This is a genomic window from Desulfobaculum xiamenense (assembly GCF_011927665.1).
GTDB classification, from domain to species: Bacteria; Desulfobacterota; Desulfovibrionia; order Desulfovibrionales; family Desulfovibrionaceae; genus Desulfobaculum; species Desulfobaculum xiamenense.
The window spans coordinates 1-25,729 of record NZ_JAATJA010000006.1 but is presented as its reverse complement, the minus strand read 5'-3'; the positions used below and the strand labels follow the sequence as shown (position 1 = coordinate 25,729).

Genomic DNA, 25,729 nt, shown 5'->3' with positions numbered 1-25,729 from the left:
GGTCCCTCCTCCTGCCCCGTCACGCGGACGAATCCGCCAAGCGGCGCGTGGTTCCGACAATCCTAGCACGTGTGCGGAAAAATCCGCAACGCCACGACAGGAACGCCGTTTGCGCCAGCGGTCATTCAGTGGCAGAAAGAAGAGATTCCCCCACCTCTCACGGAACAGGGAGCACGGCATGGACAAGAAGATCGTCAAGATCGAGCGGAACCTGCCGGAGACCGATCTTCCGGCCTTCCTGCGCGAACTGGCCGATTATCTCGAAAATCCACAATCCGGCCCGCCGCCGGGCACGGAAATGTTCGGCACGGAACTGGTCCGGGCCTTCTCCCTCGGCATCCGGCGCAAGTACGGACGCATTTCCCTGAAGCTCAAAGTTCAGCACCTGTTGCCGCAGCCCCTGCCTGACGACGCGCAGTCCGATCCCGAGGCCACGGCCGAAGTCACCTACTCCGGACTCAAAAAGCGCATGAAACGCCGGTTGCGCAGCATCGGCGAGTCCATTAGCGCCGGACGCCCCATCCCCGCACCGCAACTGGCCGCCTTCGTGGCGGATTCCGAACTGATGGTCGAATACGAAGGATACGGCGACGAGCACTACGCCCGCTATCTCGGCACGGTCCGCACCCTCGCCGATGCCGCCGCAAGAGGCGACACAGAGGCGATTCGCGCCGCACACGAGGCCATCCTCGCCTGCATGCGGGACTGCCACGCCAGAAACGACTGACCCCTCGCGCTCCCCGCGCTGGACGTCCTGCCCGCTCATGCTGTAATCATTGGCGGATGAGCGACAGAACGCACGAACAGCACGCCCTGCGCGTCCATATCGCACGGCGGGCCACCCTGCCCGACCCCGTCAAGCTGGCCCGCTACGAAAAAAGCCCGGAGCTTGGGCCGCGCGTCCTCTTCTTTAGCGGCGGCTCGGCCCTGCGTGGGCTTTCGCGCGAAATCATCCGCTACACGTACAATTCCATCCACATCATCACGCCGTTCGATTCCGGCGGCAGTTCCGCCAAGCTGCGTACGGCCTTCGACATGCCCGCAATCGGCGACGTCCGAAATCGGCTGATGGCCCTTGCGGACCAGAGCCTGCACGGCAATCCGGAAATCTTCGCGCTCTTCGCGCACCGCTTTCCCCTCGACGCGCCGCAGGAAGAACTGCTGCACGAACTGGCGCGCATGCAGCGCGGCGAACACCCCCTCGTGGCGGGCGTTCCAGACCCCATGCACCACATCATCCGCCACTACCTCTCGACGTTCCTGCGGCGCATGCCCGACACCTTCGACCTGCGCGGAGCCAGCATCGGCAACCTCGTGCTCACGGCGGGCTATCTCGAAAACAACCGCCAGATGTCGCCGGTGATCTACATCTTCTCGAAGCTCGTACAGGTCCGGGGCGAGGTCCATCCGGTCCTGAACGGCAGCCTGCATCTCGCCGCCCGACTGGCCAACGGCGAAACACTGCTAGGCCAACACCGCATCACCGGCAAGGAAACCCCGCCACCCGCCTCGCCCATCACCGGCGTGCACCTCACCGCCACCCCAGAGGATCCCACCCCCATCGCGGCATCGGCCCCAGACAACATCCTCGCCCTCATCCGAGACGCGGAACTCATCTGCTATCCCATGGGCAGCTTCTATTCGAGCCTCATGGCCAACCTGCTGCCCCAAGGCATCGGCCGCGCCATCCTCGACGCCGAATGCCCCAAGATTTTCATCCCGAATATGGGCAACGATCCGGAATCCCGCACGCTCTCCGTCGCAGAGGAAACCCGCCGCCTGCTGACCGAGCTGCGCAGGGACACCGCACCGGACACGCCAGCCGACAGACTTCTGAATCTCGTCCTCGTCGATGGGCATGCGGGACAGTACCCCGGCGGCATCGACGCGCAGAGTCTGGAACACCTCGGAGTACGCGTCGTTGATGCGCCACTCGTCACCACGGCCAGCGCCCCGCTCATCGCTCCCGAGCGCCTCGCTCCGCTCCTGCTTTCCCTCACGTAGCGGCACCTTCAACTCACCTCGCGGTCCAACACGCAAAAAATCGTATCGCGGCAACGTCACCAGTCATCGTGACGCGTTGCGCCGTGCAAAATCCGGATCGCATTCCCACACCCCTTCCTCTGGCATTCCCACGCAAAAAGCGTATAGGGTTCACATGGGTATGAGATAACCCGCGCAGTCCACCGGACGGCATCACACCCGCGAAAGCGCGGAGCATGGCACAGCCCGATAGGACCCACCGGGGCCGCAGCAACACGGAATCAGGACGACAGAACATGCGCATCGCCTTCTACGCTCCTACCAAACCGCTCAAGCACGCCCGCGTCTCGGGAGACATCACCATCGCGCGAGATGTCATGGACTTCTTCGTCAAGCGCGGACACAGCACGGCCGTGGCCTCACCACTGGAAACGACGTGGCTGTACTGGAAACCGTGGCGCTGGGCCGATGCCGCGTTGGAATACGTCCTCGCCCGCCAGACATGCAGCTCGCAGGGCATTCAGGCATGGCTGACCTACCGCAGCACCGCCGTCTCCCCGGACATTCTCGGCCCCCGGCTGGCGCGGCTCGGCCTGCCCTATTTCATCTTCTCCGGCTCCTGTCCGCATAGCGAAAAGGCCACACCAAAGACGTGGATCGGCCATAGGCTGAACACGCGCGCCCTGAACGCGGCGGACCACGTCTTCGTCGCCCGCAAGGAAGATTTCGAATCCTGCGCGGGGGTGCTGCCACCCGAGAAGCTGACCTACGTCCGCCCGGGCCTGCCCCTTCGGCTCTTCGCGCCGGATGTGCTCATGCGTCAGAAATTCCGCCGCAAATGGGGCGCACGGCAGAAGCCGGTGGTCATCTCCAGCGCCGTCATGCGTAGCGGGCGCAAGGCCGACGGCATAGAGACCGTCATCCACGCCTGCGCGGAACTGGTGCGCGGCGGCAGAGACCTCATGCTCATCGTCACCGGCGACGGACCGGAGCGCGACCGCCTCGAACGCCTCGCCCTGAACCTCATGCCGGGGCAGGTCCGCTTTCCGGGCATGATCCCGAGGGCGAAACTCTACGAAGTCTTCAGCGCGGCGGACATCTTCGCGCTCCCCGGCATCAACGAGGGGCTGGGCATGATGTACCTCGAAGCCGAGAGCTGCGGCCTGCCCGTGCTCGCCACCGACGGCGACTGCGCACCGGAAGTCGTGGAGCACGGCGAAACGGGCATCATCGTCCCGAACGGGAATGCCGAGGAATTCACAGCCGCCCTCGCACGGCTCATTGATGACGCGGCGCTGCGCTCACGCCTTGGCCGCGCAGCCCGCGCTCTGGCCACCTCCCGGCACGACATAACGACAAGCTACTCCATCATGGAAAACATCATGAAGGAGACCGTGGAGCGCAAGGGACACTCGTGGGGACGCATGCGCTAGGGCCATCCCGCCGCCGTCTCGACACCGCGCCACTTTTCCACCCGCGCCACAGAGCAGGCCGAAGGATTCACCTCCGACTTGCCGGAAAGATTCACGAAATTCTTCCCGCCACGCTGACCTTCACCGAAATTCATGGTATGAAGGCACCATGTCTCATGCCTCGTGATGCGCAACGCTTGCAGGGAGGACCCACATGCCCCCAACTGTTCTCGTCACCAGCGCAGGCAGCGGCGTGGGCTGCGCAGTGGTGCGGGCCTTACGAATCGCCACCCGCCATTTCAGAATCATCGGTCTGAACTCCGTGGCGCTCAATCCCGGCGCATTCCAGTGCGACGCGGCCTACCTTGCGCCGCCCACGGCGTCCGGCTCCTTCGGCCCCCGCCTCATCAAAATCACCAACCGCGAGCGCCCGGACCTCATCATCGCCGGGCGCGACGAAGACGTGCCCGTGCTTGCCGAACTGCGTCCGCAGCTCGAAGCCTTCGGGTCCACAGTGCCGGTTCCGTCGGTGGAGGCCGCCGGGGACTGCCTCGACAAGGCCCGCACGTCGCGAGTGCTCCCACAGGGACCGGGCGGCTTCGCCCGCACGGCATGCACTCCAGAGGACGCACTCGCCCTGATGGCGGAATGCGGACCGCCGCTCATCGTGAAGCCGACCTGCGGCAACGCCTCGCGCGGGGTGCGCATCCTGTACACGCCCGAGGACATAACGCGGGCCTTCGCCGACGACGCGGACATCGTGGCGCAGGAATACCTGTGGCCCGAGGAACGCGGCCGCAGACCCGGATGCATCACCCCCCGCCACGTCATGAACGGCCACGGCCCCCGGCAGGACAACGAATACTCGGTGCAGGTTCTCATCGGGCGCGACGGCGGCGTCCTCGGCATGTTCGCCAGCCGCAACGCGCTGTGCGCCGGGGTGCCGGTCACCATCGAAACCATCCGCAACGACGCGCTCGAACGCGCAGCCTGCAACGTCGCCCAGGCACTCGCCGTCCGAGGCCTGCGCGGACCGCTCAACATGCAGGCCATCCGCACCGGGCCTGACGTCTTCACCTTCTTCGAACTCAACGCCCGCTTCACGGGCATCACCGCCACGCGGGCAGCCATGGGCTTTCGCGAGGTGGAGGCCCTCTACGGACACTTCGTGGACGGGGACGACATCGCGGAGCTGCTGCACTTCCAGGACGGAATCATCAGTTGCCGCCTCATGACGGACACCATCTTCACCCGCGACGACCTCGAACGACTCAATAGGGAACAGCAATGGCCACGGTCCTCGTAACCGGTCACACCGGCTATCTCGGCTCCTGCCTCGCCGCACAGTTCGCTGCGGGGGGTTGGAATGTGGACGTCCTGCCCAACAGGCTCGAAAACCTCACCGCGCAAAGTATCCGCGCAGACGCCGTTGTCCACGCCGCGGCGGCCCTGCGCCATCGCCACGCGGACCTCATGCGCGTCAATGCGGAGGGAACGGCAAATCTTCTCGCCGCGCTGACGGGCGACCCATTCGTGGTGCACATATCCACGCGCTCCGTCTTTCGCCCACAGCCCGATCCCACTCCCCTCGACGAAACGGCCCGCCCGGACCCGCAGGACGCCTACGGGGAATCGAAGCTCGCGGCGGAAGGTGTCGTTTCCGCCAGTGGCCTGCGGCACGTGATCATCCGCTCCACGGGGCTTTCCGGCGTATCGCCATCGGGCGAGGGCCGAGGGGTGCTCACGCGGATGGCGGGCTATGCCCTGCGCGCCGGGCGCATGTGCATCCATCCCACGGCCAGCATCGACACGCTCCACGTCCGGGACCTCGCGCGCTGCATCGTACGGCTATGCGAATCGCCCCCCGAGGATCGGCTCCTGCATGCCGCCGGTCCCCGCGTCAGCCTCGCGCAGGCGGCACAGGCCGTGTGCGAAGCAGTGCGTGACGTAACCGGACGCGAATGCGTCATCGACGAGGACGACGGCCCCGCCCCGCCGGGAGTGCTGCTCGACTCCCGCAGAATCATGCAGGCCGGGTACCTGCGCCACGAAACGTCCCTCGACGCGACCTGCCGGGAAATCGCCACCGCACTCATCCGCCACCTGCAGGAGCCGAAACCCGCATGACGGACGAGTCCCACGCCATCCACGTCCTCGTGCCGGACCTCCCGAAGGCCAACGCACTGACGCCCCTGCTTGAACGCATCGACAAAACGCGCCGCTACGCCAATTCCGGCCCGCTGGCGCAGGCCTTCACGCAGGTGGCGGCGGCTCTCATCCCCGCCACGCAGGGCGCGAATGCGCCGCCGCATGCGGTCCCGGTGGCGTCCGGTTCAGCCGCGCTGGAACTGGCGCTTCGGGCGCACGGCCTCCCGCCCGGCGCGAAGGTGCTCATGCCTGCGCTTGGCTTTCCGGCCATGGCCTCGGCGGCCCTGCGTTGCGGGCTGGTCCCCGTCTTCGCGGACATCTCGCCCGGAAGCTGGACCCTCACCACGCACATGGCGCTCGACGCGGTCCGCGCGGCGGACATCGCGCTGGTCATGCCCGTGGCGGCCTACGGTCACGCCCTGCCCGCAGAGGACTGGGACGAATTCTACGAGCGCACGGGGATACCCGTCATCATGGACGCGGCGGGGGCCTTTCCGTGGCAGGCCGTGGGCCGCAACGTCTGCGTCGCCTTCAGCCTGCACGCCACCAAGCCCTTCGGCATCGGCGAGGGCGGACTTGTCGTCACACGGGACGACGTCCTTGCCGAGCGCGTACGCCGCCTTGCCGACCACGGCTTTTCCCATGGCCTCGTCAGCGAACCCGGCCTGAACTGCAAGATGAGCGAATTCCACGCCGCCGTCGGCCTCGCGCAGGCCGGACGCATCGATGGCGTCCTCGCCGAACTGGAGCGCGTGCGCATCGCCTACGCCGAACGCCTCGCGCCGCTCGTGGGCGCGGTGTCCCTCCAGCGCGGCGGAACGCCACCCAGACGCAGCCTCCTCGTCATGCGCCTGCACGCGATGGCGGCTGACGACATGGCCGCCGCGCTTGGCCGCCACGGCATCCAGACCCGCCGCTGGTACTGCCCCCCGCTGACCGCGCACCCCGCCTTCCGCCACGTCCGTCTCCTCGGGCCGGACGCCGTGGCGCGGCTTCCGGTCACCGACGCGCTCGGCCCCACACTTCTCGGCCTGCCCTACCACACGTCACTGACGGACGCGGACGTTGCCGAGGTCTGCGCGGTCATCGAACGAACCATCGCCGAATCCCATCCACCGGGCGACAGGCCATGAGCGCTGGCATCGACATCCGCAGATTCGAGAGCCTCGCCTACGCCCGCAGACACGCCGAGGCCTTCGCCGCACTCACCGCCATTCTCGACGCCTTCGAACACGGCGGAGGCGGAACGACCGGGCCGCCCACGGAGTCCTACACGCGCATCGCCTCGGCCGCGCAGGCGCTCCTCTGCGACCCCCAATTCAAGCTCGATGACAAGCGCTTCATCCGCCTGACCCTGCGCAAGCGCAATCTCGACGCGCTCTTCGCAATCAGTGCCTTCGGCTCCACACAGCCACTCCTCGCCCGCAGCGGCATGGTGGATGCGGAGCGCATCGGCAGCGCCGCCAATGGCGCACAGGGCGGCCTGCGCCTCTTCCTCGCCGCGCTGACCGCCGGTTCGCGAACAGGCGTAAACTTTCCCGCCGTGTTCGAGGCCGCGCCCGTGGAGGCGCTGGGCACCTGTCTCGCCCTACTCTCGTCGCGAGTGGTGGCAAGCGACCCGGCCCATTCCCGGCGCGAGGGACTGACGCAACTCGGCCGTCTCTTCGACAGAATCACCCCGCCGGACTGGATGCTCGACCTCGCACGCAGCGCCATGATGCTGTGCAGTTACGCCACGAATCCCCGCCGCCACGCCGTGAAGCCACACCTGAACGGCCTGCTGCGCCGCTGGCTCGCCGCGCGGGGGCTGGCCGAACGCGTGGGCGCGCCACCAACCGCCGCGCCACCGCGCCCCACCCGCGAGAAGCCCCTCGTTCTCGTCGCCGTGGAGGTCATGCCGCCGGACCACGCCATGTTCCGCTGCTACGCACCCGCCATCCGCCAGCTTCGCGAACGCTTCCGGGTGGAGGGGCTTCTGGTCGCGCCCGTGGCCGAGCGCACGGCGGAACTGTTCGACGCGGTACACACGGTATCGCCAAACCCGAACGACTTTCCGGCCACCGTCGCCACGGCGGACGCGCTGTGCCCGGACGTGCTCTGGTTCCCGAGCCTCGGCATGCGCACGTGGACGTCACTTCTGGCCAATCTGCGCATCGCTCCGGCGCAGGTGGTCACCCCCGGGCACCCGGCGACGAGTTGCGCCGCCTGCGCGGACTGGATGATTCTCGGCTCATCCATCGCCCTTGAAGGCACACCGCTTAGCGAAAAAATCGCGGTGCTGGATGCTCCGGGCATGCCGTGGGCCGTCCACGCGGCCCTGCCCGACCTTCCGGCCCCGCCGCACGCCAATCGCTCACGCTCCACAGTGGCCGTCAACGCGCGGACCATGAAGCTCAATCTCCCCTTTCTGCGCGTCTGCGCCGACATCGCCACGCGCTGCGCCCGCCCGGTGGACGTCCACTTCTTCCCCGCCGAAACCGGGGCGCGGCTGTACCACATCGCCTCGGAAATCCGCCGCGTCCTGCCCACGGCGCACGTGCATGCCGCCATGCCCTACGCGGACTACCTGCACCAACTCGCGGCGTGCGATCTGCTTCTATGTGCATTCCCCTTCGGCGGGAGCAACTCCACGGCGGACGCGCTCCTCGCCGCAGTGCCCGCCGTGGCCATGCTCGGACCGCAGCCCCACGAGCGCACCGACGCCCGCGCCCTCGCGGCGGCGGGTCTGCCGGACAGCCTCGTCGCGCGCACGCCGGAGCAGTACACGTCCATCGCTGTCGATCTGCTGAACGATGACGCAAAGCGCACCGCCCTAGCCCGGCACCTCGCCGACCGCGACATGCGCCACGCCCTGTGCGGTGCGGAACGCGAACGCTTCCCCGACGACTTCGCCCGAACCATCATGTGGATTCACGCCAACGCCGCACGCTGGACGAAAGACTCCACGCGGATGTGGACACCCGCCATGCGCACGCCAGCGCCCTGATCCGTTCCCGAAAAAGCGCCAAAGAAAAGGGCCGCCGCAGTACGCGACGGCCCTTTTGAGCGTGCCTAAATGATGCCGTGGAGTGGCCCGCCGGGAGCGCCGAGGGCGTCCACACGCCGCTCGACCTCAGGGTCCGGTTCGAGGGCCGGGGCATGGTAGGTCTTGAGGCGGGCGTCGATAACCAGCGGCCCGCGCGTGCCCCAATGCTTGCAGTGGGTGAAGGACCGCACGCCATACATGTCCGTGGCGGGGTCGGAACGGGTGAAGACCACCCAGAGATAGTTGTCCCAGTCGGCGGCGGTGAAGGCGCTGTCGTCCACCACGGCGATAAGCGGGAATCCGTCCAGCCCCTCGGCATGCTCCAGCGCGTCGGCCAAGGCCTGCATGCGCGGGTCGTGCTCGTCACGCCCACGGTCGTGCCGGGGTCCGGCGATGACCAGCATGCCCGGAGCGAACACGCGCGGATCGCCGAAGCCTTCAGGCAGCGGCAGGTTTCCGGTCAGCTCCGTGGCCAGCCTGCGCCGGACCGGACCGGTGGACGCCCACAGCACCTTGGACCCCTGATTGAGGCTGATGCCGGAGTAGTCCAGCGTGTCCATGGTGGTGCGGGTGACGAAATGCAGGTCGCGCTCGAAGTCCGCGCGTTCCAGCATGTGGCGGAAGAATCCCGGCACGTCGTGTGCGTTCGGCGTCGGGGAATCCTCGCGCGCGGCGATGATGACGTACTTCGAGAGCGAGGTCTGCGTGCTGCCCAAAAGCGACAAACCGCAGGTGATAAGTTCCTGCGGGGTGCGCTTCTCGGCGTAGGGCACATAGCGCTCGCTACCCACGGCCAGAAGCAGCGGATGCACGCCCGCCGCGTCCACGGCATGCACCTCGTGCACGCCGGAGAACACCGTGGGCACAAGCTCCGCCGTCAGCTCGTGGATGAAGTCGCCGAACAGCGTGTCCTCCTGCGGCGGACGCCCCACCGTGGTGAAGGGCCACACGGCACCGTCGCGATGGGTGACGCGGTCCACGTGGAGCACGGGGAAATCGTGCGCGAGACTGTAGTACCCGAGATGGTCGCCAAACGGACCTTCGGGCTTTTGCTGCCCGGCGTAGACCGTGCCGCTGATGCAGAAATCCGCCTCGGCGAGAATGGGCAGCATCCGGCCCTGACGGACCATGCGCATGCGCTGCCCGCCGAGCGCGCCCGCGAACATGAGCTCGGGCATACCTTCGGGCAGGGGCATGATGGCCGCAAGGGTCATGGCCGGGGGACCACCCACGAAAATATTGACCTTGAGCGGCTCGTGCCTTTCGAGGGCTTCGGCGTGATGCGGACCGATGCCGCGATGAATCTGGTAGTGCAGCCCCACCTCGCGGTCAGGCTCGAAGGCGTTGCCCGTAAGCTGCACGCGATACATGCCAAGGTTGGAACGCCCGTAGCCGGGGCGCGCCGGGCTTTCGGTATAGACCTGCGGCAGGGTGACGTAGGCCCCACCATCCATGGGCCACGAGCGAAGGTGCGGCAGTTCGGAAATGGTGGTCTGGTGCGCCATGACCGGACCATCACTCACGGTGCGCGGCATGGCGGCCCACAGAGCGCGAGGCGCGCCGAGGTACTGCCACGGCTTTTTGAACGCGGCGAAGGGGTCCACCTTCAGCCGAAACAGCTTCTCGATGGTCGGAAGCGTATCGCGAAAGATGTAGCGCAGGCGCTCCCGCGTGCCGAAGATGTTGGCGGCCATGGGAAAACGCGTGCCCTTGACGTTGGTGAACAGAAGCGCAGGCCCGCCCGCCCGGAATACGCGACGCTGCACGGCCCCGATCTCGATGTCGGGATCCATCTGCCGGTCGATGCGGACCAGCTCTCCACGTGCTTCGAGATCCTTCAGACATTCCTGCAGATTCGTATAGCCCATTTCATTCCCGATGGTTTTGCGATTGTGTCATGTGGTGTCACGTGTTTGCACCAAGGCGGCCATGTTTGGCAAGCGTCCGCCAACGGACAGCGGCAGCCCCGCCACCCGCCATCCACAGTGCCAGTCTCGAGTATTTTCACGGTTTACAGGCTTGGATGAAGAAGCTAATGGGTTTTCCGATGTCCGTTTCCCCTTTCACAGCACTTCAAAATTCTCCGCACCTGCCGCACCCGGCCCACCGCCTGCGCGGGCGCAGACACGAAAGGCACATGTCATGATCATTTCCGATGATGCCAAGAAAGTCATGGACCTGACCTGCGAACTCGTCCGCTTCCGGTCCACCGCCTCCCGCCCCGATGAAGTCCACGCCTGTGCGGACTTCATCGCCGAGCGCATCGCCGCACTCGGCGTCACGCCCGAGCGCTTCGAGTTCGACGGCGTGCCCTCGGTGGCAGCGCTGCCGAAACACGGGCACGCCCCGGTGCTGCTCATGGCCCACTTCGACGTGGTGGAGGCCGAGAGCGACGAGCAGTTCGCCCCGTACATCGACAACGAGCGCCTCTACGGACGCGGCTGCGTGGACGACAAGTACGGCGTGGCTCTCGCGCTGGTGCTCTTCGAAAAACACCTCAATGCCCTTCGCGCCGCGGGCGGTAGCCTTGAGAATCTGCCCTTCGGCATCCTCTTCACCTGCGACGAGGAACAGGGCGGACATCTCGGCGCGGCCAAGGTGCTGGAACGCATCTCCACGGACTTCTGCATCGCCCTCGACGGCGGCACGCCGGACAGCATCATCACCAAGGGCAAGGGCGTCCTCGACCTGCGGCTGATCGCGCAGGGCCGCCCGGCCCACGGCGCGCGCCCGTGGCTCGGCGAAAACGCCTTCGATACCTTCATCGAGGACTATGCGGCCCTCAAGGCGCTTTTCCCGCCCACCACGGACGACCAGTGGCAGCGCACCATGAACATGGGCATCGTGCGCGTCGGCGGAGCGACCCCGAACAAGGTCCCCGGCAAGGCCGAGGGCGTGCTCGACATCCGCTACACCGAAAACGACGACGTGGACGCGCTGCTGACCTCCATGAAGGCCCGCGTGAAGGGCAGCATCGAAGTCATGGCCCGCGAACCGCTGTTTTTCGCCGGGGAGTCGCCCTACCTCGACCTGCTGCTGGAAACCGTGCCCGAAGCCGCCACGGCGCACATGCACGGAGCCAGCGACGCCCGCTTCCTCTCCGCCAATGGCATTCCTGCCGTGGTCTGGGGCGCGGATAGCGAAATGAGCCAGCACGGACCCGAGGAGCATGTGACGCTCGCCTCCCTCGACGCCATCACCGCCCGGCTCGACACCTACCTCGCCGCGCTGGCGCGACACGCCAGACAGTAACCCATTTCCTCAAGCACGACGCACCGACGCCCGCAGTCCCCGGACCGCGGGCGTCTCGTTTTCCGTCCATTTCGTCCCGGACGTTGTCCGCATCCGGGATTGCGGGTTACACTGTGCCCAAACGAAGCGGATATACGAATGGACATCAAGGACTACATGGCCCTCACCGACCGCCTCGGCCCCAGCGCCTCGCGCAGGCGACTGGAGCGGCAGGCCCGGCACGCGGCGGACTTCTACAGCGAGGCGGGCCGCACCCACTTCCACATCGAAAACGTGGAGCTCATTCCCCGCGTGCTACGCGTCGTGCTGGACACGCTCGGCCTGCTTGATCGCGGCCACGCCAACAGCACCGCCTACACCGTCGAGCACGTCTCGCATGTTCTTCCCGCGCTGCCCCCGCAGTTCGACGGCTACCGCATCCTCCAGCTTTCGGACCTGCACCTCGACGGCATCCCCGACGGCGGGACACGCCTCGGGCACGCCCTCTCGGAACTGGAGTTCGACCTATGCGCGCTCACCGGCGACTTCCGCTTTCTGACAGTGCACGACTACGCGCCCCCGCTGCGCGTGCTCGCCGGGCTGGTGGACCAATTGGCCTGCGCCGACGGGATATACGGCATCCTCGGCAACCACGACTTTCTCGAAATGGTCCCCGAGATGGAGGCCATGGGCATCAGGATGCTCCTGAACGAAGGCGTGCGCATCCATCGGGAGCGCGCCGTGCTCACCCTCTGCGGCGTGGACGACCCGCACTACTACGGCTCCGACGACCTCGACCGCGCGCGGCGGGGTGTGGACCCGGACGCCTGCACCATCCTGCTCTGCCATTCGCCGGAACTCTACGCCGAGGCAGAGGAAGCGGGCTTCGACCTCTTCCTGTGCGGGCACACGCATGCCGGGCAGATATGCCTGCCCGGCGGCATTCCCCTCGTGACCAACGCCGCATGCCCACGCCGCTTCGCGCGGGGGGCGTGGCGGCACGGTGCGATGCTCGGCTACACCTCACGCGGGACCGGCGCGTCCGGCCTGCCGGTGCGCTTCTTCTGCCCGCCGGAGATCACCATCCACACACTGCGCCAGGGGAGCCGCTAGGTCCGGCGCGGCGCGGGCGCAGAGTTTTCGCCATGTCGAAGCGCAGCCCCCGCATCACGGCTCGTCGCCGATGCGCACGACCACATGGTGCGTATTGACGCCATCTTCCGAAGAATACGACCATTCGTCCACGTAGCGCGGGATGAGCAACAGCCCGCTTGCGCTCTCTCCCGGCTCCGGCTCTGGCACGGCTGCGGGGTCGAAGCCCTCCCCCCAATCCGAGAACCACATGGAGAGTTCCCCGGCATCCATGCACAGGCGTATGCCCATCATCCCGTCCTCGCCCTCGGCGTAGGCGTGGCGGACAATGTGCGCGCAAAATTCCAGCGCCACGCGCTCCATGCGGGATAAAAGCTCCGGGTTGGCGGCCACATGCACGTTCGCCCCGAAGAACCGACGCACGAAAAGCCCCGCGGCCGCGAGATGCTCCGTCCGTGCGGGGAGTTGCAGTTTCGCCTCTCGTGCGGATTCCATCATTCGTCCACCTGCCTGACGCGCACTTCGCGCATGCTTCTGACGGGATGACGTCAGGGAAGAAAGGTGCGCAGCCACCATTCGAAACTCAGCAGCGACCAGATGAACAGCCTGCGGTTGGTGCGGCCGTCGAGATGCTCGCCCACCAGATCGCGCACAGCCTTGCGGTCCAGATAGTCGAAGATGCGGGCTTCGTCGCCAAGGAGCATGGAGCGCACGTAGTCGATACTCTCGCCCTTGAACCACGAGGCGTCGGGCGCGGAGAAGCCCCGCTTCACGCCGCCGGCGACCTCCGGTGGGACCAGCCCGGCCATCATCCGCCGCAGCAGCAGCTTGCCATCGCGCGTACGTTCGAAATACCTGCGCAGCTTGCCCGGCTCGTTCTCGTTGATGCGCGACACCTCGCCAAGGTTGCCGAGCTTGAGCGACACGGGAAGCCGCATGGCGAAATCCACGAGGTCGTTGTCCAGAAAGGGAACCCGCGTCTCCAGCCCGTGCGCCATGGACAGCTTGTCCTCCACCACGAGCAGCCCGTGCAGGAAGGTCCTGGCTTCAAAGTATAGCGACCCGTTCACGTAGTCCTCTGGCGAAGAGAGGTCGCCGAGCCTGTCGCCAAACACATCGCGGAAGATGTCACGCGTCCAGACGTGGGAGACCTCGGCCCACACGGGAGCGAACACGCGCCGAAGCTGCGTGTTGGGGATGAGCCGCTGCCAGAAGAGGTAGTACTTGTCGACGTAGTCCTCGAAGGAGCTGTTGACCACGGCGCGGTAGTAGCGCCACGGGTAGCCGCCGAACAATTCGTCGCCCCCCGTGCCGGACAGGACGACCTTCACGAACTTTCCCGCCAGTTGCGCCACATAGAAGTTCGGGTAGCTCTGCCCCACCCTCGGCTCCTCCACGGCCTGCGCCAACCGTGGCATCACGCGCTCCATATCGCCCGCCTTGAGCACCATCTCGTAATGCTCCGTGCGGAAGCGGTAGGACATGAGTTCCGAGAGCTCGCGCTCGTCGTAGCCATACTCCAACCCGGATGCGGAATGCAGGTCGAAACCGCAGGTGAAGGTGCGCATGAACGGAAGCTCGCGCGCGGCCACGGCGGTGATCGCCCCGGAATCCATGCCGCCGGAGAGATACGCGCCCACGTCCACATCGCTCACCAGTTGCCGAACCACGGCCTGACGGAACAGCCGTTCCAGCTCCTCGGCGTATTCGCGCTCGTCCACGGAGCTTTCGGGTTCCCGGAAGTCGTAGTCCCAATAGCGCACCGGCTGAAGCGCCGCGCCCGGGCGGCGGACATCCACAACCGCCAGCGAGCCGGGCGGAAACAGCCGCACGCCGTCAAGAAGCGTCCGATCGGTGAACACATTCTGAAAAGTGAAGTATTCGAGGATGCATTCGAGGTCGATCTCGCGGCGCAGGGCGGGATGCGCCAGAAGGGCCTTCTGCTCGGACCCGAAGACCAGCGCGCCCCCGGCCATGCACCAGTACAGGGGCTTCACGCCGTAGCGGTCCCGCGCGAGGAGCAGGTGCCCTTCGCGGTTGTCCCACAGCGCAAGGGCGAACATGCCGTTGAAGCGTTCCACGGCCTGCGGCCCCCATACGGCCAGCGCGTGCAGGACCACCTCCGTGTCCGACCGGGAGCGGAACGACACGCCGAAGTCCTCCAACTCGGCCCGCAGTTCGCGGAAATTGTAGACCTCGCCGTTGTAGACGATGGTGAACCGCCCGTCCGGAGTGGTCATGGGCTGCCGACCGGCCGGAGAGAGGTCGATAATGGCCAGCCGCCGATGCCCCAGCCCCACCGGGCCGTCCATGAACACGCCCCGCCCGTCCGGCCCCCGATGCGCGAGGGAGTCGGTCATGCGCCGCAGCACATCCGGCACGACGGGGCGTCCGGAGAAGTCAACGGTTCCGCAGATTCCGCACATCCCAATCCCTCCGGTTCCGGAGCAGACTCACCGTCGGAAACGCTCAAGCCGTGGCCGCGTCGTTGCGACCCGTCACGCCCATTGCGGCCAGAAGCTCATCCACCACGCGACGCTGCTGGGCGGCGGTCATGCCCACGAACAGCGGCAGCGCGAGGCAGCGCGAGAAGACACGGCGGCCACCCTCCATGGTCCCGTGCAGTCTGCATCGGGGATTGTCGCGAAATACGGGCTGCATGTGCAGGGCGTAGGTTCCTATCTGCGCCTCGATGTTGTGCCGTCGCATGCGGGCCATGATCTCGTCGCGCCGTTCGACGAACACGCAGAAGCTCTGCCAGCCATGCGTCCCGCCCGGCGTGATCTCCGGTAGGGTCACGCCCGGCGCATCGGCCAGAAGTGCCACATACCCCGCAGCCAAGGCAGCCCGTTCCGCCAAAATGGCGTCAATGCGCTCCATCTGCGCCACGCCGATGGCCGCGAGCACGTCGGACAGCTTGAGATTCGTTCCTTCGCACGAAAAGCACATCCCGGTGGGAGAATCCGCATCCGCCACCATGCCGAAATGCTTGCAGGACCGCAGCCGCTCGGCAAGTTCGCCGTCGGACGTGGTGATCATGCCCCCCTCGCCGGTGGTCACGGTCTTGCGCGGATGCATGCTGAACACGGACACGTCGGCCAGACTGCCCACGCGCCGCCCGCCAAAGGTCGCCCCCAGAGCGCAGGCCGCGTCCTCGACGATGGTAATGCCCCGGTTGGACAGATGGGCGAGCTGCCCATAATCCAGTGGATTGCCGAAGATGGACACCGGCACCGCCACCCGGACGTTGGGACCGGCGGCCTCCTCCATGGCCCGGTAATCGACAAGCATCGTACGCGGGTCCACATCCACCAGCACCACATCCGCGCCGACGTTCAAAACGGCCAGCGCCGTGGCGGGATAGGTGAAGTCCGGCACCAGCACCTCGTCCCCCGGCCCCACGCCAAGGGTACGCAGCACCAGTTCCAATCCCGTGGTGCACGAGGTGGCTGCCACGGCATGGGTCGCCCCCGTGAACGCCGCCCACTGGGATTCCAGCTCCGCCGTCACCGGTCCCTCGGTCAGCTGCCCGCTGTCGAGCACGGCCAGCACCCGCTCCCGCACGGCGGCGGTCACGCAGGGCCGGGCCAATGGGATGCGATCCCCGTTGCCCTTTGGTTTACGCATTGCGCCGCCTCCTTTCGACTTCCTGCATATGCGAATTGCGCCACTGAACGAGCAGGCGCAGTCCTTCGTCGAGCGGAATCCCCGCCCTGAAGCCCAGTTCATCCTCGGCCCGCTTCGGGCAGCCCACCCGGTTACGGACGAAAGTCGTCCCGCCGGGGCGATATTCGATGTCGCAGTCCGCACCGGCCACAGCCAGCAGCCGTTCGGCCAGTTCACGAATGGACGTCTTCACGCCGGTTCCGACGTTGTAGAAGCGGTCCGTCACGTCGGCGGTCATGGCCGCGATGTTGGCGCGGGCGCAGTCCTCCACGTACACGAAGTCGTAGGCCTGCGTGCCGTCGCCGTAGACCACGGGGGCCTCGCCCCTATCCAGCCGGTCCAGAATCTTCATGATCACGGCGATGTAGGCCCCGTGGTAGTCCTGCCGTGGCCCGTAGACATTCATGTAGCGCAGCCCGGCGTAGTCGAAATGCCGCTCGCTACCGCGCCAGCGGTGGTGCAGGGCGCGGCACATGTGCTCGCCGGCGATCTTGGTCGCGCCGTAGAAATTGGTGTTGTTGTAGGGATGGTCCTCGGTCATCGGCTCGGCGACGGCGTCGCCGTACACCGAGGCGGACGAGGAATAGACCAGCCGCCGCACGCCGTTGTCGATCATCGCCTCCAGCACGTTGAACGTGCCGCCCACGTTCACCTCGAAGGCCGAACGCGGGTAGTCGTGGCAGTGCAGAAGCCACAGGGCCGCGAGATGGAACACCCCGTCGATGCCCTTCATGGCGGCGGAGAGGATATCCCGATGCATGATCTCGCCGCCCAACTCAAAGACGCGCACGCGCGGGTCGCGCAGGGCGTCGCGCAGGTTGTCCTCGCAGCCGCGCGTGAAGTTGTCGAATATCCTGACCTCGGCCACGTCCTCACGCGTCAGAAGGTCCACCACGTGCGACCCGATGAACCCCGCCCCGCCCACAACCAGAAACCGCTTTCCCCGAATATCCATAACGCGCAGTCCTCACGGTAGAATTTTGGAGATGGGTCGCATGCACCATAGCACAAGCGCACAGCGAGGGAAACGCCCCGAAGCAGGGAAATCGGCACGTTGCGAAAATCGCCCGAGGGCCGCACCCGGCTGGCGCAGGCACGCCCGGCGCACCGCCATGACCTACGCGTTCGCAAGACGTAGGTCGTGCCCAACACACGCGCCACGACAGCGATTCGGCATTGCGGCCCGCAGGGACGGTTTTTCGCCATCCGCCCCCGACAAATCTCAATATTTTTGCGCCATAGGATTGCGAAAGGCTTGATCGAATCGACTCGCAAGAGGTACAACACCCATTGTGCGACGTTGTCGCCTCGCGGACGGTTCCGCAGACGGCATACGACGCGGCGCACCGATTCACGACAGCACGAAACGACTGGCGGCCCCGCAGCCATCGGGGATCTTGTACGGTTGCCGCCTAGGCGACGGCCTTCCCGCAACGTCGACGAGGACAATATGGCACGCATCATCTATGGAGTCTGGGACGACATCGTCCACGACAACCGGGGCCTCGGTCCCTTCGAGATTCCCGAAGACCCCACCATGCAGGGCTTCGACGAATTCAATCAGGGCAACGCCATCAAGGCGTTCTTCGGCGACCGGGGCTTCTTCGTCTTCGAGCCGAACGTCAGCCTGATCGACGCGCTCTGGCGCTACATCGACAAGGCCGCCTCGGAATCCTGCGGCAAGTGTACGCCCTGTCGCATGGGCACCCGCCTCATCCGCGACATGCTCGACACGCTGCGTCGTGGCGAGGGTACCCCAGCCTTGTTCGACGAGATCGAACAACTCGCCCGACAAATCCGCATGACATCGCTGTGCGGCCTCGGCCAGACCTGCACCGTCCCCCTGCTGGCCGCGCTCGACCACTTCCGCGATCGGCTGGTGGAAGAGGCCGCAGGTTCCGCGCCGGAGCAGTACGGCATGGACTACGTCACCGCCCCGTGCATCGAGGCCTGCCCGGCCAAGGTCAACGTGCCCCGCTACATCGACTACATCAAGGACGGCAAGGTGGCGCACTCGCTTGGCGTCATCCTTCAGAAATACCCCATGGCCGCCACCTGCGGCCGCGTGTGCGTGCGCTTCTGCGAAATGGCCTGCCGCCGCAACCTCGTGGACGAGGCCGTGGGCATCAAAGTGCTCAAGCGCTACGTGGCGGACATGGAGCACGGCCTGTCCAGCAAGTGGTTCTCGCGCGATCTCATCTGCACCCCGCAGCCGGACCATCTCCGGGTCGCGGTGGTCGGCGCTGGTCCGGCCGGAATTTCCTGCGCCTACCACCTGCTGCTGCGCGGCTACCCCGTGGACGTCTTCGAAGCCAAGGACGAGCCGGGCGGCATGGCCGCAACGGGCATCCCCAGCTACCGCCTGCCCAAGGATGTCCTGCGCTCCGAGGCGGAAATCGTGGAGCGCCTTGGCGGCCAGCTTCTCTACAACCAGCGCATGGGCCGCGACTTCTCCCTCGACGGGCTTTTCGAGCGCGGCTACAAGGCCGTCTTCCTCGCGCTAGGCTGCGATCAGGCGCGCATGCTCGGCATCGAGGGCGAGGACGCCTCGCTCACCGGTTGCTTCACGGGCATCGACTTCCTGCTCAAAGTGCATGACTGTCTGCAAGGCGCGAACTGCATGACCCTCGACGGGCCCACGGTCATCGTCGGCGGCGGCAACGTGGCCATGGACTGCGCCCGTTCCGCCCTGCGCATGGGCGCAAGCGAGGTTCATATCGTCTATCGCCGCGCCGAACAGGATATGCCCGCCGACCATGAGGAAATCGAGGCCGCCCGCGAGGAGGGCGTCATCTTCCACTTCCTCACCGTCCCCACGCGCCTCGTCTCTGAAGGGGGAAGCGTGACCGGCGTGGAGATCGTGGACATGCAGCCGAACGGCACGGACGACCGGGGCCGCACCATCATGATTCCCGTCCCCGGCGCCGAACGCGTGCTGCCGTGCAAGGGCTTCATCGCCGCCATAGGCCAACAGGTGGACAAGGCGTCCATCACCGGCGAAGACGGCATCGGCTTCAACAAATGGGGATGCATCGAGGCGGACAGGACCACGCTGGCCACCGCACGCTCCGGCGTTTTCGCTGGGGGCGACTGCTTCTCCGGCCCGTCCACCATCATCAACGCCATGGCCAACGGCCTCAAGGCCGCCCGCTCCATCGACGACTATCTGCACTTCGGCCGCGTGCGCTTCTTCCCGCGCAGCCGCATGCGCAAGATCATCAACGATTTCAAGGTTCTGTCCAAGGAATGGATCGAAACACCCGTGGAAAACAAATACCGGGTGCAGGTCAAGGAACTCGATCCGGAACTGCGCAGAAGGCTCTTCAAGGAAGTCGAGGAACCGATCACCACGGAAGAGGCCTATCACGAGGCCGGGCGGTGCATGCGCTGCTACCGCATCTACTCGGTCATCACCGAATCCTCCGTGCCCGAATCGGCCCACTGATGCCCTTCACGACGACAAGAGAGCGAGACTGACATGCAAGCCACCATCAACGGCAAGACCGTCACCTTCGAGGAACACGACACCATCCTCGAAGCCGCCCGGCGCAACGGCCACTTCATCCCCACCCTGTGCGAACTGCACGACATCGACCACACGCCCGGCACGTGCCGCGTCTGCCTTGTCGAGATTACCCGCGCCGGAAACCGTGAACCGACCATCGTCACCTCCTGCAACACGCCCATTGAAGAAGGGATGGTCATCCGGACCAGAACCCAGAAGGTCCGCGAGATGCAGCGTCTGCAAGTGGAGTTGCTGCTGGCGGACCACGACCTCAACTGTGCCACCTGCACCCGCCATGGCGACTGCGAATTGCAGGACGTGGCGCAATTCGTGGGCTTGCAGCATTCCCGCTTCCACCGCGATGAATTTCCCCGCACCCGCATGGTGGACACCAGTTCCCCGGCCATCGTGCGCGACCTTGGCAAATGCATCCGCTGCTTCCGCTGCGTGGCCGTCTGCCGCAACGAACAGGGCGTGGACGCGCTGGTGGTGACCGGCTCCGGCCTCGAAACCGGCGTGGGCATGCGCGACAACCTGCCGCAGGGCGCTTCGGACTGCGTGACCTGCGGCCAGTGCATCCTCGTCTGCCCCACCGGCGCGCTGGGCGAAAAGGACGAGACCGAACGCGTCATCGACTATCTCTACGATCCGGACATCGTCACGGTCTTCCAGTTCGCCCCCGCCATCCGGGTGGGCTTCGGCGAGGAATTCGGCCTGCCCGCGGGCACCAACGTGGAGGGCCAGATCATCGCCGCCCTGCGCCAGCTTGGGGCGGACATCGTGCTGGACACGAACTTCGCGGCGGACGTGGTGATCATGGAGGAAGGCACGGAACTGCTCGGCAGGCTGCGCGAGGGCAAGCGCCCCACCTTCACCTCGTGCTGTCCGGCGTGGATCAACTTTGCGGAAAAGCACTACCCGGACATTCTGCCCTACCTGTCGTCCACCAAGTCGCCGCAGCAGTGCTTCGGCGTACTCGCCAAGACCTACCTGCCGGAGAAAATGGGCATCGACCCGTCGAAAATCCGCGTCATCTCCATCATGCCCTGCACCGCCAAGAAGGACGAAGCCGTCCGGCGCATGCTGCGCATAGGCGACACCCCCGAGGTCGACCTCGTGCTGACCACCCGCGAATTCGCGAGACTGCTCAAGCGCGAGGGCGTGGACCTGCGCAGCCTCGATCCCTCGACCTTCGACAATCCCTACATGAGTGCCTACTCCGGTGCGGGGGCCATCTTCGGCACCACCGGCGGCGTCATGGAAGCCGCCGTGCGGACCATGTACAAAGTTCTGAACGGACACGAGCTTGAAGGCGTGGTCATCGACCCCCTGCGCGGATTCGAGCCGGTGCGTACCGCCACGGTGGACCTCGGCGGCGACATCGGCACGGTCAAGCTGGCCATGTGCCACGGCCTCAAGGGCGTACGGACCATCGTCGAGGACGTCCTCGCCGGGCGGGCGGACTTCGACTTCATCGAGATCATGGCCTGCCCCGGCGGCTGCGTCGACGGCGGCGGGCACCTGCGCAGCAAGAAGCACTACCAGCTGCACGCCCGCAAGCGCCGCGACGCCATCTACGACATCGACCGCACCAAACCCGTGCGCCAGTCGCACAACAACCCGCAGGTCCAGCGCCTCTACGAGGAATTCCTCGGCGAGCCGCTCTCCGAGCGCGCCCACGAGCTACTGCACACCCGCTACATCAGGCGGAAGAAGGAAATCAGCCAGACCATTCACGACATCTGGCGCGAGATCACCATGTCCACCCTCGTGCACAGCGAGTTCGACTCCACCGCCGCCCAAAGCTGTCCCAACGGCTTCCAGACCTCCCGCAAGGGACGCAACAGCGGCTCCTGAGCCTGACTGATCCTGAAACGACAAAAGGCTGCGCATGACCTTCCGGTCATGCGCAGCCTTTTGCATTGGCGCGGGGCAGTTCCCCACGCCAACGGCCCGCCCGTCGCGCGATCAGTCCTCGCGACTGGTGAAATTCTTAAGCACCTTGTAGGTGATCTGCTCGTTGGTGGCGACCAGTACCTCAACGCGCGCGCCCTTGTACCCAAAGGTCCGCGAGGCGCTCAGATCATACTCCACGTCGTGATTCATGACCGACCTCTCGCTTCCCCATGTCTCGACATACGAAAAGCGGAGACGATCGCCCACGCGCCCCGTATAGATAAGCTGCATCTTCCTGAATTCCGAGGTGAAGCACGCACGATCCTCAACCTCATACTGCGCATCATAGGACACCGCCGCGTTGAGTGCCGTAACCACATCAATCTCGCCGGGCACGTCGTTGCGGATGGACAGACCACTGATGGGATCTGCGGCCGGGTTCCTCGACACCTTCGTGTTGACTCCAGATGAACTGAAATACGTTCTACGCGAATCGTACCCCACCTGCTTGTAGAACCCCTCGGGGATGACGTATGCCACACCACCACAGGTCTCGAGCACATGAAGATGCTTGACCATCAGTCCCCGCTCATGCAGAAGCACGCTCTCGCCAATCCAGACTGTTCTTTCCTGATTCGTGAGCGGCCAGTCCCGATTGACGCTATGAGGAACATAGTTGTTGCGCATGGTAGCGCAACCGGACAGCAAAGCCATCAACATCACAGCAACACAAAGCCTCGTCCCTTGTCCACTCATACTATCACCCGGGTTTCAGATACGTAGACGCATCAATACAAGCGTATCGTTTGAAACACATGGGCCTATCAGTCGAATCTGTCAAGTCAGTGCCCTTGCATGACATCTCGCATCAGTCCTAGCCGGTCGAGCGCTATTCAGGTCAATCGCGTCGTCTATTCGTTCGTCGGGGACTTGCCCTCATTTCGTGGCGCGGCGCGGAAGAGCACACCGTATCAGCATACTTTCGCTTTGCGGGCACTTCCCCCGCGCGCTTTCAACTATGGGGATGATTGTCAGACAGCACTCCACGTCCATGCGCCATCATCCGGAAGGCGCCCACCAGCACGCCGTCGAACGAGACTCTTGACGCACCCGAGTTTCGAATCGTCACAAGTATAATCATGATTGAAATTTAACCGTGATTATGAAAACCTGACCGCGCTCCGAGAATGAAACTCGAACGCCCGTACGGGCAGGTAGCATCTGCCCCCAACACGATTTAACGCCCCAGAGGACAAAAGAAATGCCTTGTTATGAATTTGAAGGATTGGTTCCGGTTGTCCATCCCACGGCCTACGTCCACCCGACCGCCGTACTGATCGGCGATGTCATCGTTGGCGCGGATGTCTACATCGGCCCCTGTGCGTCCTTGCGCGGCGACTACGGCCGCCTGATCGTGAAGCAGGGATCCAATGTGCAGGACGGCTGCATCATGCACGGCTATTGCGACGTGGACACCATTGTCGAGGAGAACGTGTCCGTTGGACATGGTGCGATTCTGCACGGCTGCGTCATCAGGCGGAATTGCCTTGTCGGCATGAATTCCGTGGTGATGGATGGCGCGGAGATCGGAGAGGAAAGCATCGTTGCTGCCATGAGCTTTGTCAAAGCGGGCTTCAAGGGCGCGTCCCGTCAGTTGCTGGTGGGTTCCCCGGCGAAGGAGCTTCGACAGGTGACGGACAGGGATATGCACTGGCACGGGCTGAACATTCAGGAATATCAGGCTCTGGCTGGCCGTTCTGCGCGGTCAATCAAGGAAGTGCAGCCCCTCGCCGAAATGGAACCCAACCGCCCCCACCTGGCCGGAGTCACCGACGTCCAGCCGAAGATGTAGCTGAAGTAGCCCCACTGCGGGGCTTTTCTCGAACCCCAATTCGGAGTGGATGGGCAGACAGGACAGATCGGAGCGACTTCAATTTCCTTTGAAGTGCGTCCAGTGGGTCATCGATGTATGGTCATCCACTTCGGATTGGCGGGGATCACCTCTCTACTCGCCTGATGCGGTCTTTAATTGCCAGACATGCCAAGCTGATCCTGCTACGGAGTTGTGGAAACGGAGTTAAGCCACTATCCTGACGAACAAACAGGGGAAGTGGATGAGCAGGAATCGCAGGACGTACGATGCGGAGTTCAAGTGGAATGCCGTTCAGATGGTCGAAGAATCGGGACGGGCGGCGTCCGAGGTTGCGCAGAGCCTCGGGATTGGAGTAGATCTCATCTATCACTGGCGGCGCGAGATGCTCGGACAAGGGCACATCGGATTTCCGGCCCAGGGCAAAGAGGCCCTCACGGATGAGCAGCACAGGATTCGGGAACTAGACCGGGATATATTAAAAAAGCATTGGCCATCTTCAGCAAGGCACCGAAATGAAATTCTGTTTCATCAGGGACCACCGCTCGCAGTTTTCGATGAAGAGGATGTGCCACGCGCTCAAGGTTTCCCAAAACGGATATTATGGCATGGATAGGCCGCAGGCCGTCACGGCGGACCGCCGAGACGACACGGCTGCGTCATCGAATTTTCCAACTCTACGAAGAGCATTCGGGATGCGTCGGCAGCCCCATGATCACTGCCGATCTGCGTGCGGAGACCGAATTTCGGCATGTAAGTCGGCAGCGGGGTGCTCGGCACATGCGGCAGCTCGGATTGCGCTGCCAGACCTCTCGCCGATTCGTCGTGACGACGGACTCGAAGCATGCCGAACCGATTGCTCCCAACCTGCTCAATCGAGACTTCACGGTATCCGCCCCCAACACCGCTTGGGTCACAGATATCACCTATCTCAAGGTCGGCCGGAAATGGCATTATCTCACGGTTTTCATCGACCTGTTCTCGCGCATTATCATTGGGTGGGACTTGAGCGATTCGCTCGAAAGACATTCGGCCATCAGGGCTTTTCACAAGGCCCTTGCGCGAAGGAAGCCGTCACCCGGCCTTCTGGTCCACAGCGACAGGGGCATTCAGTTCGCCAGCTACGATTTTCGAGCGGACCTGAAACGGCATGGCTGCGTCCAGAGCATGAGCCGCAAAGGGAATTGCTGGGACAACGCCGTGGCAGAATCCTTCTTCCACACCCTTAAGACCCAATTCATCCGACATCGGCGGTTTTCAGACCGTCTTGAGACGGAACTGGCGTTGTTTCAATACATCGAGGCCTACTACAACCGAAGGCGAAGACATGCCTCAAATGGCTGGATGTCGCCCGCCGAATTCGAAAAGCATCTCGTCACGAAAAGTGGCTTAACTGGTGGTCCACTTTTGTGTGGCAGGATCATGCTAATATTGACTTTTAAAAGTAACTGGTTATCTATTACATTGTGAGCGCATGTGGAGTTACTATGAGCAATGCAAAGAAGCCCGGAGAAAAGTGTCCGCGGTCCGGACAATATGAAATCGTCGGTCCTAGGGGCGGAAAAACGGGGGAAGAACGTACAATCGTAAAGGGCGAACCGATGCCCCCAACGCCCAAAGCGGGCCAAGGCTACGTAATTACGGATCCCACAAAGAACAAAAGCGGGAAATAAGTACAACTAACCGCGCTCACAGGCCTCGAAAGAGGCCTTTCACTTCCACTGCTAACCTAGTACTCAACTAACCCCTTCGCGCGCACCCAACCGCCCCACTGAGGTAGCCCCCATTTTGATCGGACACCCCAGGCAACCTAGGAGGTAGTGCTGGAGGTATGTCCAGAGATAGTGCTAACGAGTATCCCACGGTCGAAATCGTGCAGACGATTCAACGACGGCGTTGGA

At 64.7% G+C, this 25,729-nt stretch carries 19 protein-coding genes and 1 pseudogene; 13 read left to right on the top strand and 7 right to left on the bottom strand.

The genetic code is table 11. The features are described from left to right. The first annotated feature begins 178 nt into the window (after positions 1-178). From GGQ74_RS16015 to GGQ74_RS16005, 3 genes are all read left to right on the top strand, one after another. Complete coding sequence (locus tag GGQ74_RS16015) at positions 179-727, top strand: GAK system XXXCH domain-containing protein (protein ID WP_167942609.1); 549 nt, start codon at positions 179-181, stop codon at positions 725-727. Positions 728-783: 56 nt separating this feature from the next. Next, entirely contained in the window at positions 784-2,004 is a 1,221-nt protein-coding gene (locus GGQ74_RS16010) for a GAK system CofD-like protein (RefSeq protein WP_167942608.1), read from the top strand. Between the two features lie 275 nt (positions 2,005-2,279). Continuing rightward, entirely contained in the window at positions 2,280-3,416 is a 1,137-nt protein-coding gene (locus tag GGQ74_RS16005) for a glycosyltransferase family 4 protein (RefSeq protein WP_167942607.1), read from the top strand. On the opposite strand, the gene GGQ74_RS16000 is transcribed toward GGQ74_RS16005, so the two are convergent. Next, a complete protein-coding gene (locus tag GGQ74_RS16000; RefSeq protein ID WP_167942606.1) occupies positions 3,413-3,550 on the bottom strand; it encodes a hypothetical protein in 138 nt (45 codons plus the stop codon). The two genes, GGQ74_RS16005 and GGQ74_RS16000, sit on opposite strands and share 4 nt — an antisense overlap. A gap of 59 nt (positions 3,551-3,609) precedes the next feature. Between GGQ74_RS16000 and GGQ74_RS15995 the strand changes: the two genes are divergently transcribed. Genes GGQ74_RS15995 through GGQ74_RS15980 form a run of 4 tightly spaced genes read left to right on the top strand, consistent with a single transcriptional unit; the run spans position 3,610 to position 8,529 of the window. Further along, positions 3,610-4,701 carry an ATP-grasp domain-containing protein gene (locus tag GGQ74_RS15995; RefSeq protein WP_167942605.1) on the top strand — a complete coding sequence of 364 codons (1,092 nt, stop codon included), beginning with the start codon at positions 3,610-3,612 and terminating at the stop codon, positions 4,699-4,701. Continuing rightward, positions 4,683-5,522, top strand: a complete 840-nt coding sequence (locus tag GGQ74_RS15990) for an NAD-dependent epimerase/dehydratase family protein (protein ID WP_167942604.1) — start codon at positions 4,683-4,685, stop codon at positions 5,520-5,522. The genes GGQ74_RS15995 and GGQ74_RS15990 overlap by 19 nt, the downstream gene beginning before the upstream one ends. After that, positions 5,519-6,676 carry a DegT/DnrJ/EryC1/StrS family aminotransferase gene (locus GGQ74_RS15985; RefSeq protein ID WP_167942603.1) on the top strand — a complete coding sequence of 386 codons (1,158 nt, stop codon included), beginning with the start codon at positions 5,519-5,521 and terminating at the stop codon, positions 6,674-6,676. Before GGQ74_RS15990 ends, GGQ74_RS15985 begins: the two co-directional genes overlap by 4 nt. After that, positions 6,673-8,529 (top strand): hypothetical protein, encoded by a 1,857-nt coding sequence (locus tag GGQ74_RS15980; protein ID WP_167942602.1) that lies wholly within the window; start codon positions 6,673-6,675, stop codon positions 8,527-8,529. The genes GGQ74_RS15985 and GGQ74_RS15980 overlap by 4 nt, the downstream gene beginning before the upstream one ends. A 65-nt stretch (positions 8,530-8,594) precedes the next feature. On the opposite strand, the gene GGQ74_RS15975 is transcribed toward GGQ74_RS15980, so the two are convergent. After that, a complete protein-coding gene (locus GGQ74_RS15975; RefSeq protein WP_167942601.1) occupies positions 8,595-10,436 on the bottom strand; it encodes a UbiD family decarboxylase in 1,842 nt (613 codons plus the stop codon). Between the two features lie 274 nt (positions 10,437-10,710). Between GGQ74_RS15975 and GGQ74_RS15970 the strand changes: the two genes are divergently transcribed. Both GGQ74_RS15970 and GGQ74_RS15965 read left to right on the top strand, forming a co-directional pair. Further along, positions 10,711-11,820, top strand: a complete 1,110-nt coding sequence (locus GGQ74_RS15970) for a M20 family metallopeptidase (RefSeq protein ID WP_167942600.1) — start codon at positions 10,711-10,713, stop codon at positions 11,818-11,820. A 138-nt stretch (positions 11,821-11,958) separates the two neighbouring features. Next, positions 11,959-12,912, top strand: a complete 954-nt coding sequence (locus GGQ74_RS15965; RefSeq protein WP_167942599.1) for a metallophosphoesterase — start codon at positions 11,959-11,961, stop codon at positions 12,910-12,912. A gap of 54 nt (positions 12,913-12,966) precedes the next feature. Here the strand turns inward: GGQ74_RS15965 and GGQ74_RS15960 are convergent, their stop codons facing one another. The 4 genes from GGQ74_RS15960 to GGQ74_RS15945 are packed head-to-tail and all read right to left on the bottom strand — an operon-like array spanning position 12,967 to position 17,512. Beyond that, positions 12,967-13,389: an ATP-binding protein gene (locus GGQ74_RS15960; RefSeq protein ID WP_167942598.1), complete on the bottom strand. Its 423-nt coding sequence runs from the start codon at positions 13,387-13,389 to the stop codon at positions 12,967-12,969. A gap of 50 nt (positions 13,390-13,439) precedes the next feature. Further along, positions 13,440-15,317 (bottom strand): asparagine synthase (glutamine-hydrolyzing), encoded by a 1,878-nt coding sequence (asnB, locus tag GGQ74_RS15955; protein WP_167942597.1) that lies wholly within the window; start codon positions 15,315-15,317, stop codon positions 13,440-13,442. A gap of 43 nt (positions 15,318-15,360) precedes the next feature. Further along, positions 15,361-16,518: a DegT/DnrJ/EryC1/StrS family aminotransferase gene (locus GGQ74_RS15950; protein ID WP_167942596.1), complete on the bottom strand. Its 1,158-nt coding sequence runs from the start codon at positions 16,516-16,518 to the stop codon at positions 15,361-15,363. Beyond that, positions 16,511-17,512 carry an NAD-dependent epimerase/dehydratase family protein gene (locus GGQ74_RS15945; RefSeq protein WP_167942595.1) on the bottom strand — a complete coding sequence of 334 codons (1,002 nt, stop codon included), beginning with the start codon at positions 17,510-17,512 and terminating at the stop codon, positions 16,511-16,513. Before GGQ74_RS15945 ends, GGQ74_RS15950 begins: the two co-directional genes overlap by 8 nt. A 495-nt stretch (positions 17,513-18,007) precedes the next feature. Here GGQ74_RS15945 and GGQ74_RS15940 point away from each other — a divergent pair, with 495 nt between their 5' ends. Continuing rightward, positions 18,008-20,002 carry an FAD-dependent oxidoreductase gene (locus GGQ74_RS15940; protein ID WP_167942594.1) on the top strand — a complete coding sequence of 665 codons (1,995 nt, stop codon included), beginning with the start codon at positions 18,008-18,010 and terminating at the stop codon, positions 20,000-20,002. Between the two features lie 33 nt (positions 20,003-20,035). Then, on the top strand, positions 20,036-21,919 hold the full coding sequence (locus tag GGQ74_RS15935) for a 2Fe-2S iron-sulfur cluster binding domain-containing protein (protein ID WP_167942593.1): 1,884 nt from the start codon (positions 20,036-20,038) through the stop codon (positions 21,917-21,919). Positions 21,920-22,030: 111 nt separating this feature from the next. Here GGQ74_RS15935 and GGQ74_RS15930 read toward each other — a convergent pair whose 3' ends face one another. Continuing rightward, positions 22,031-22,645, bottom strand: a complete 615-nt coding sequence (locus tag GGQ74_RS15930; protein ID WP_167942592.1) for a hypothetical protein — start codon at positions 22,643-22,645, stop codon at positions 22,031-22,033. Positions 22,646-23,219: 574 nt separating this feature from the next. Here GGQ74_RS15930 and caiE point away from each other — a divergent pair. After that, positions 23,220-23,810: a carnitine operon protein CaiE gene (caiE, locus tag GGQ74_RS15925; RefSeq protein ID WP_167942591.1), complete on the top strand. Its 591-nt coding sequence runs from the start codon at positions 23,220-23,222 to the stop codon at positions 23,808-23,810. A 262-nt stretch (positions 23,811-24,072) separates the two neighbouring features. Next, positions 24,073-25,193, top strand: a pseudogene (locus tag GGQ74_RS15920) (IS3 family transposase); the annotation flags it as partial. Positions 25,194-25,729 lie beyond the last annotated feature (536 nt).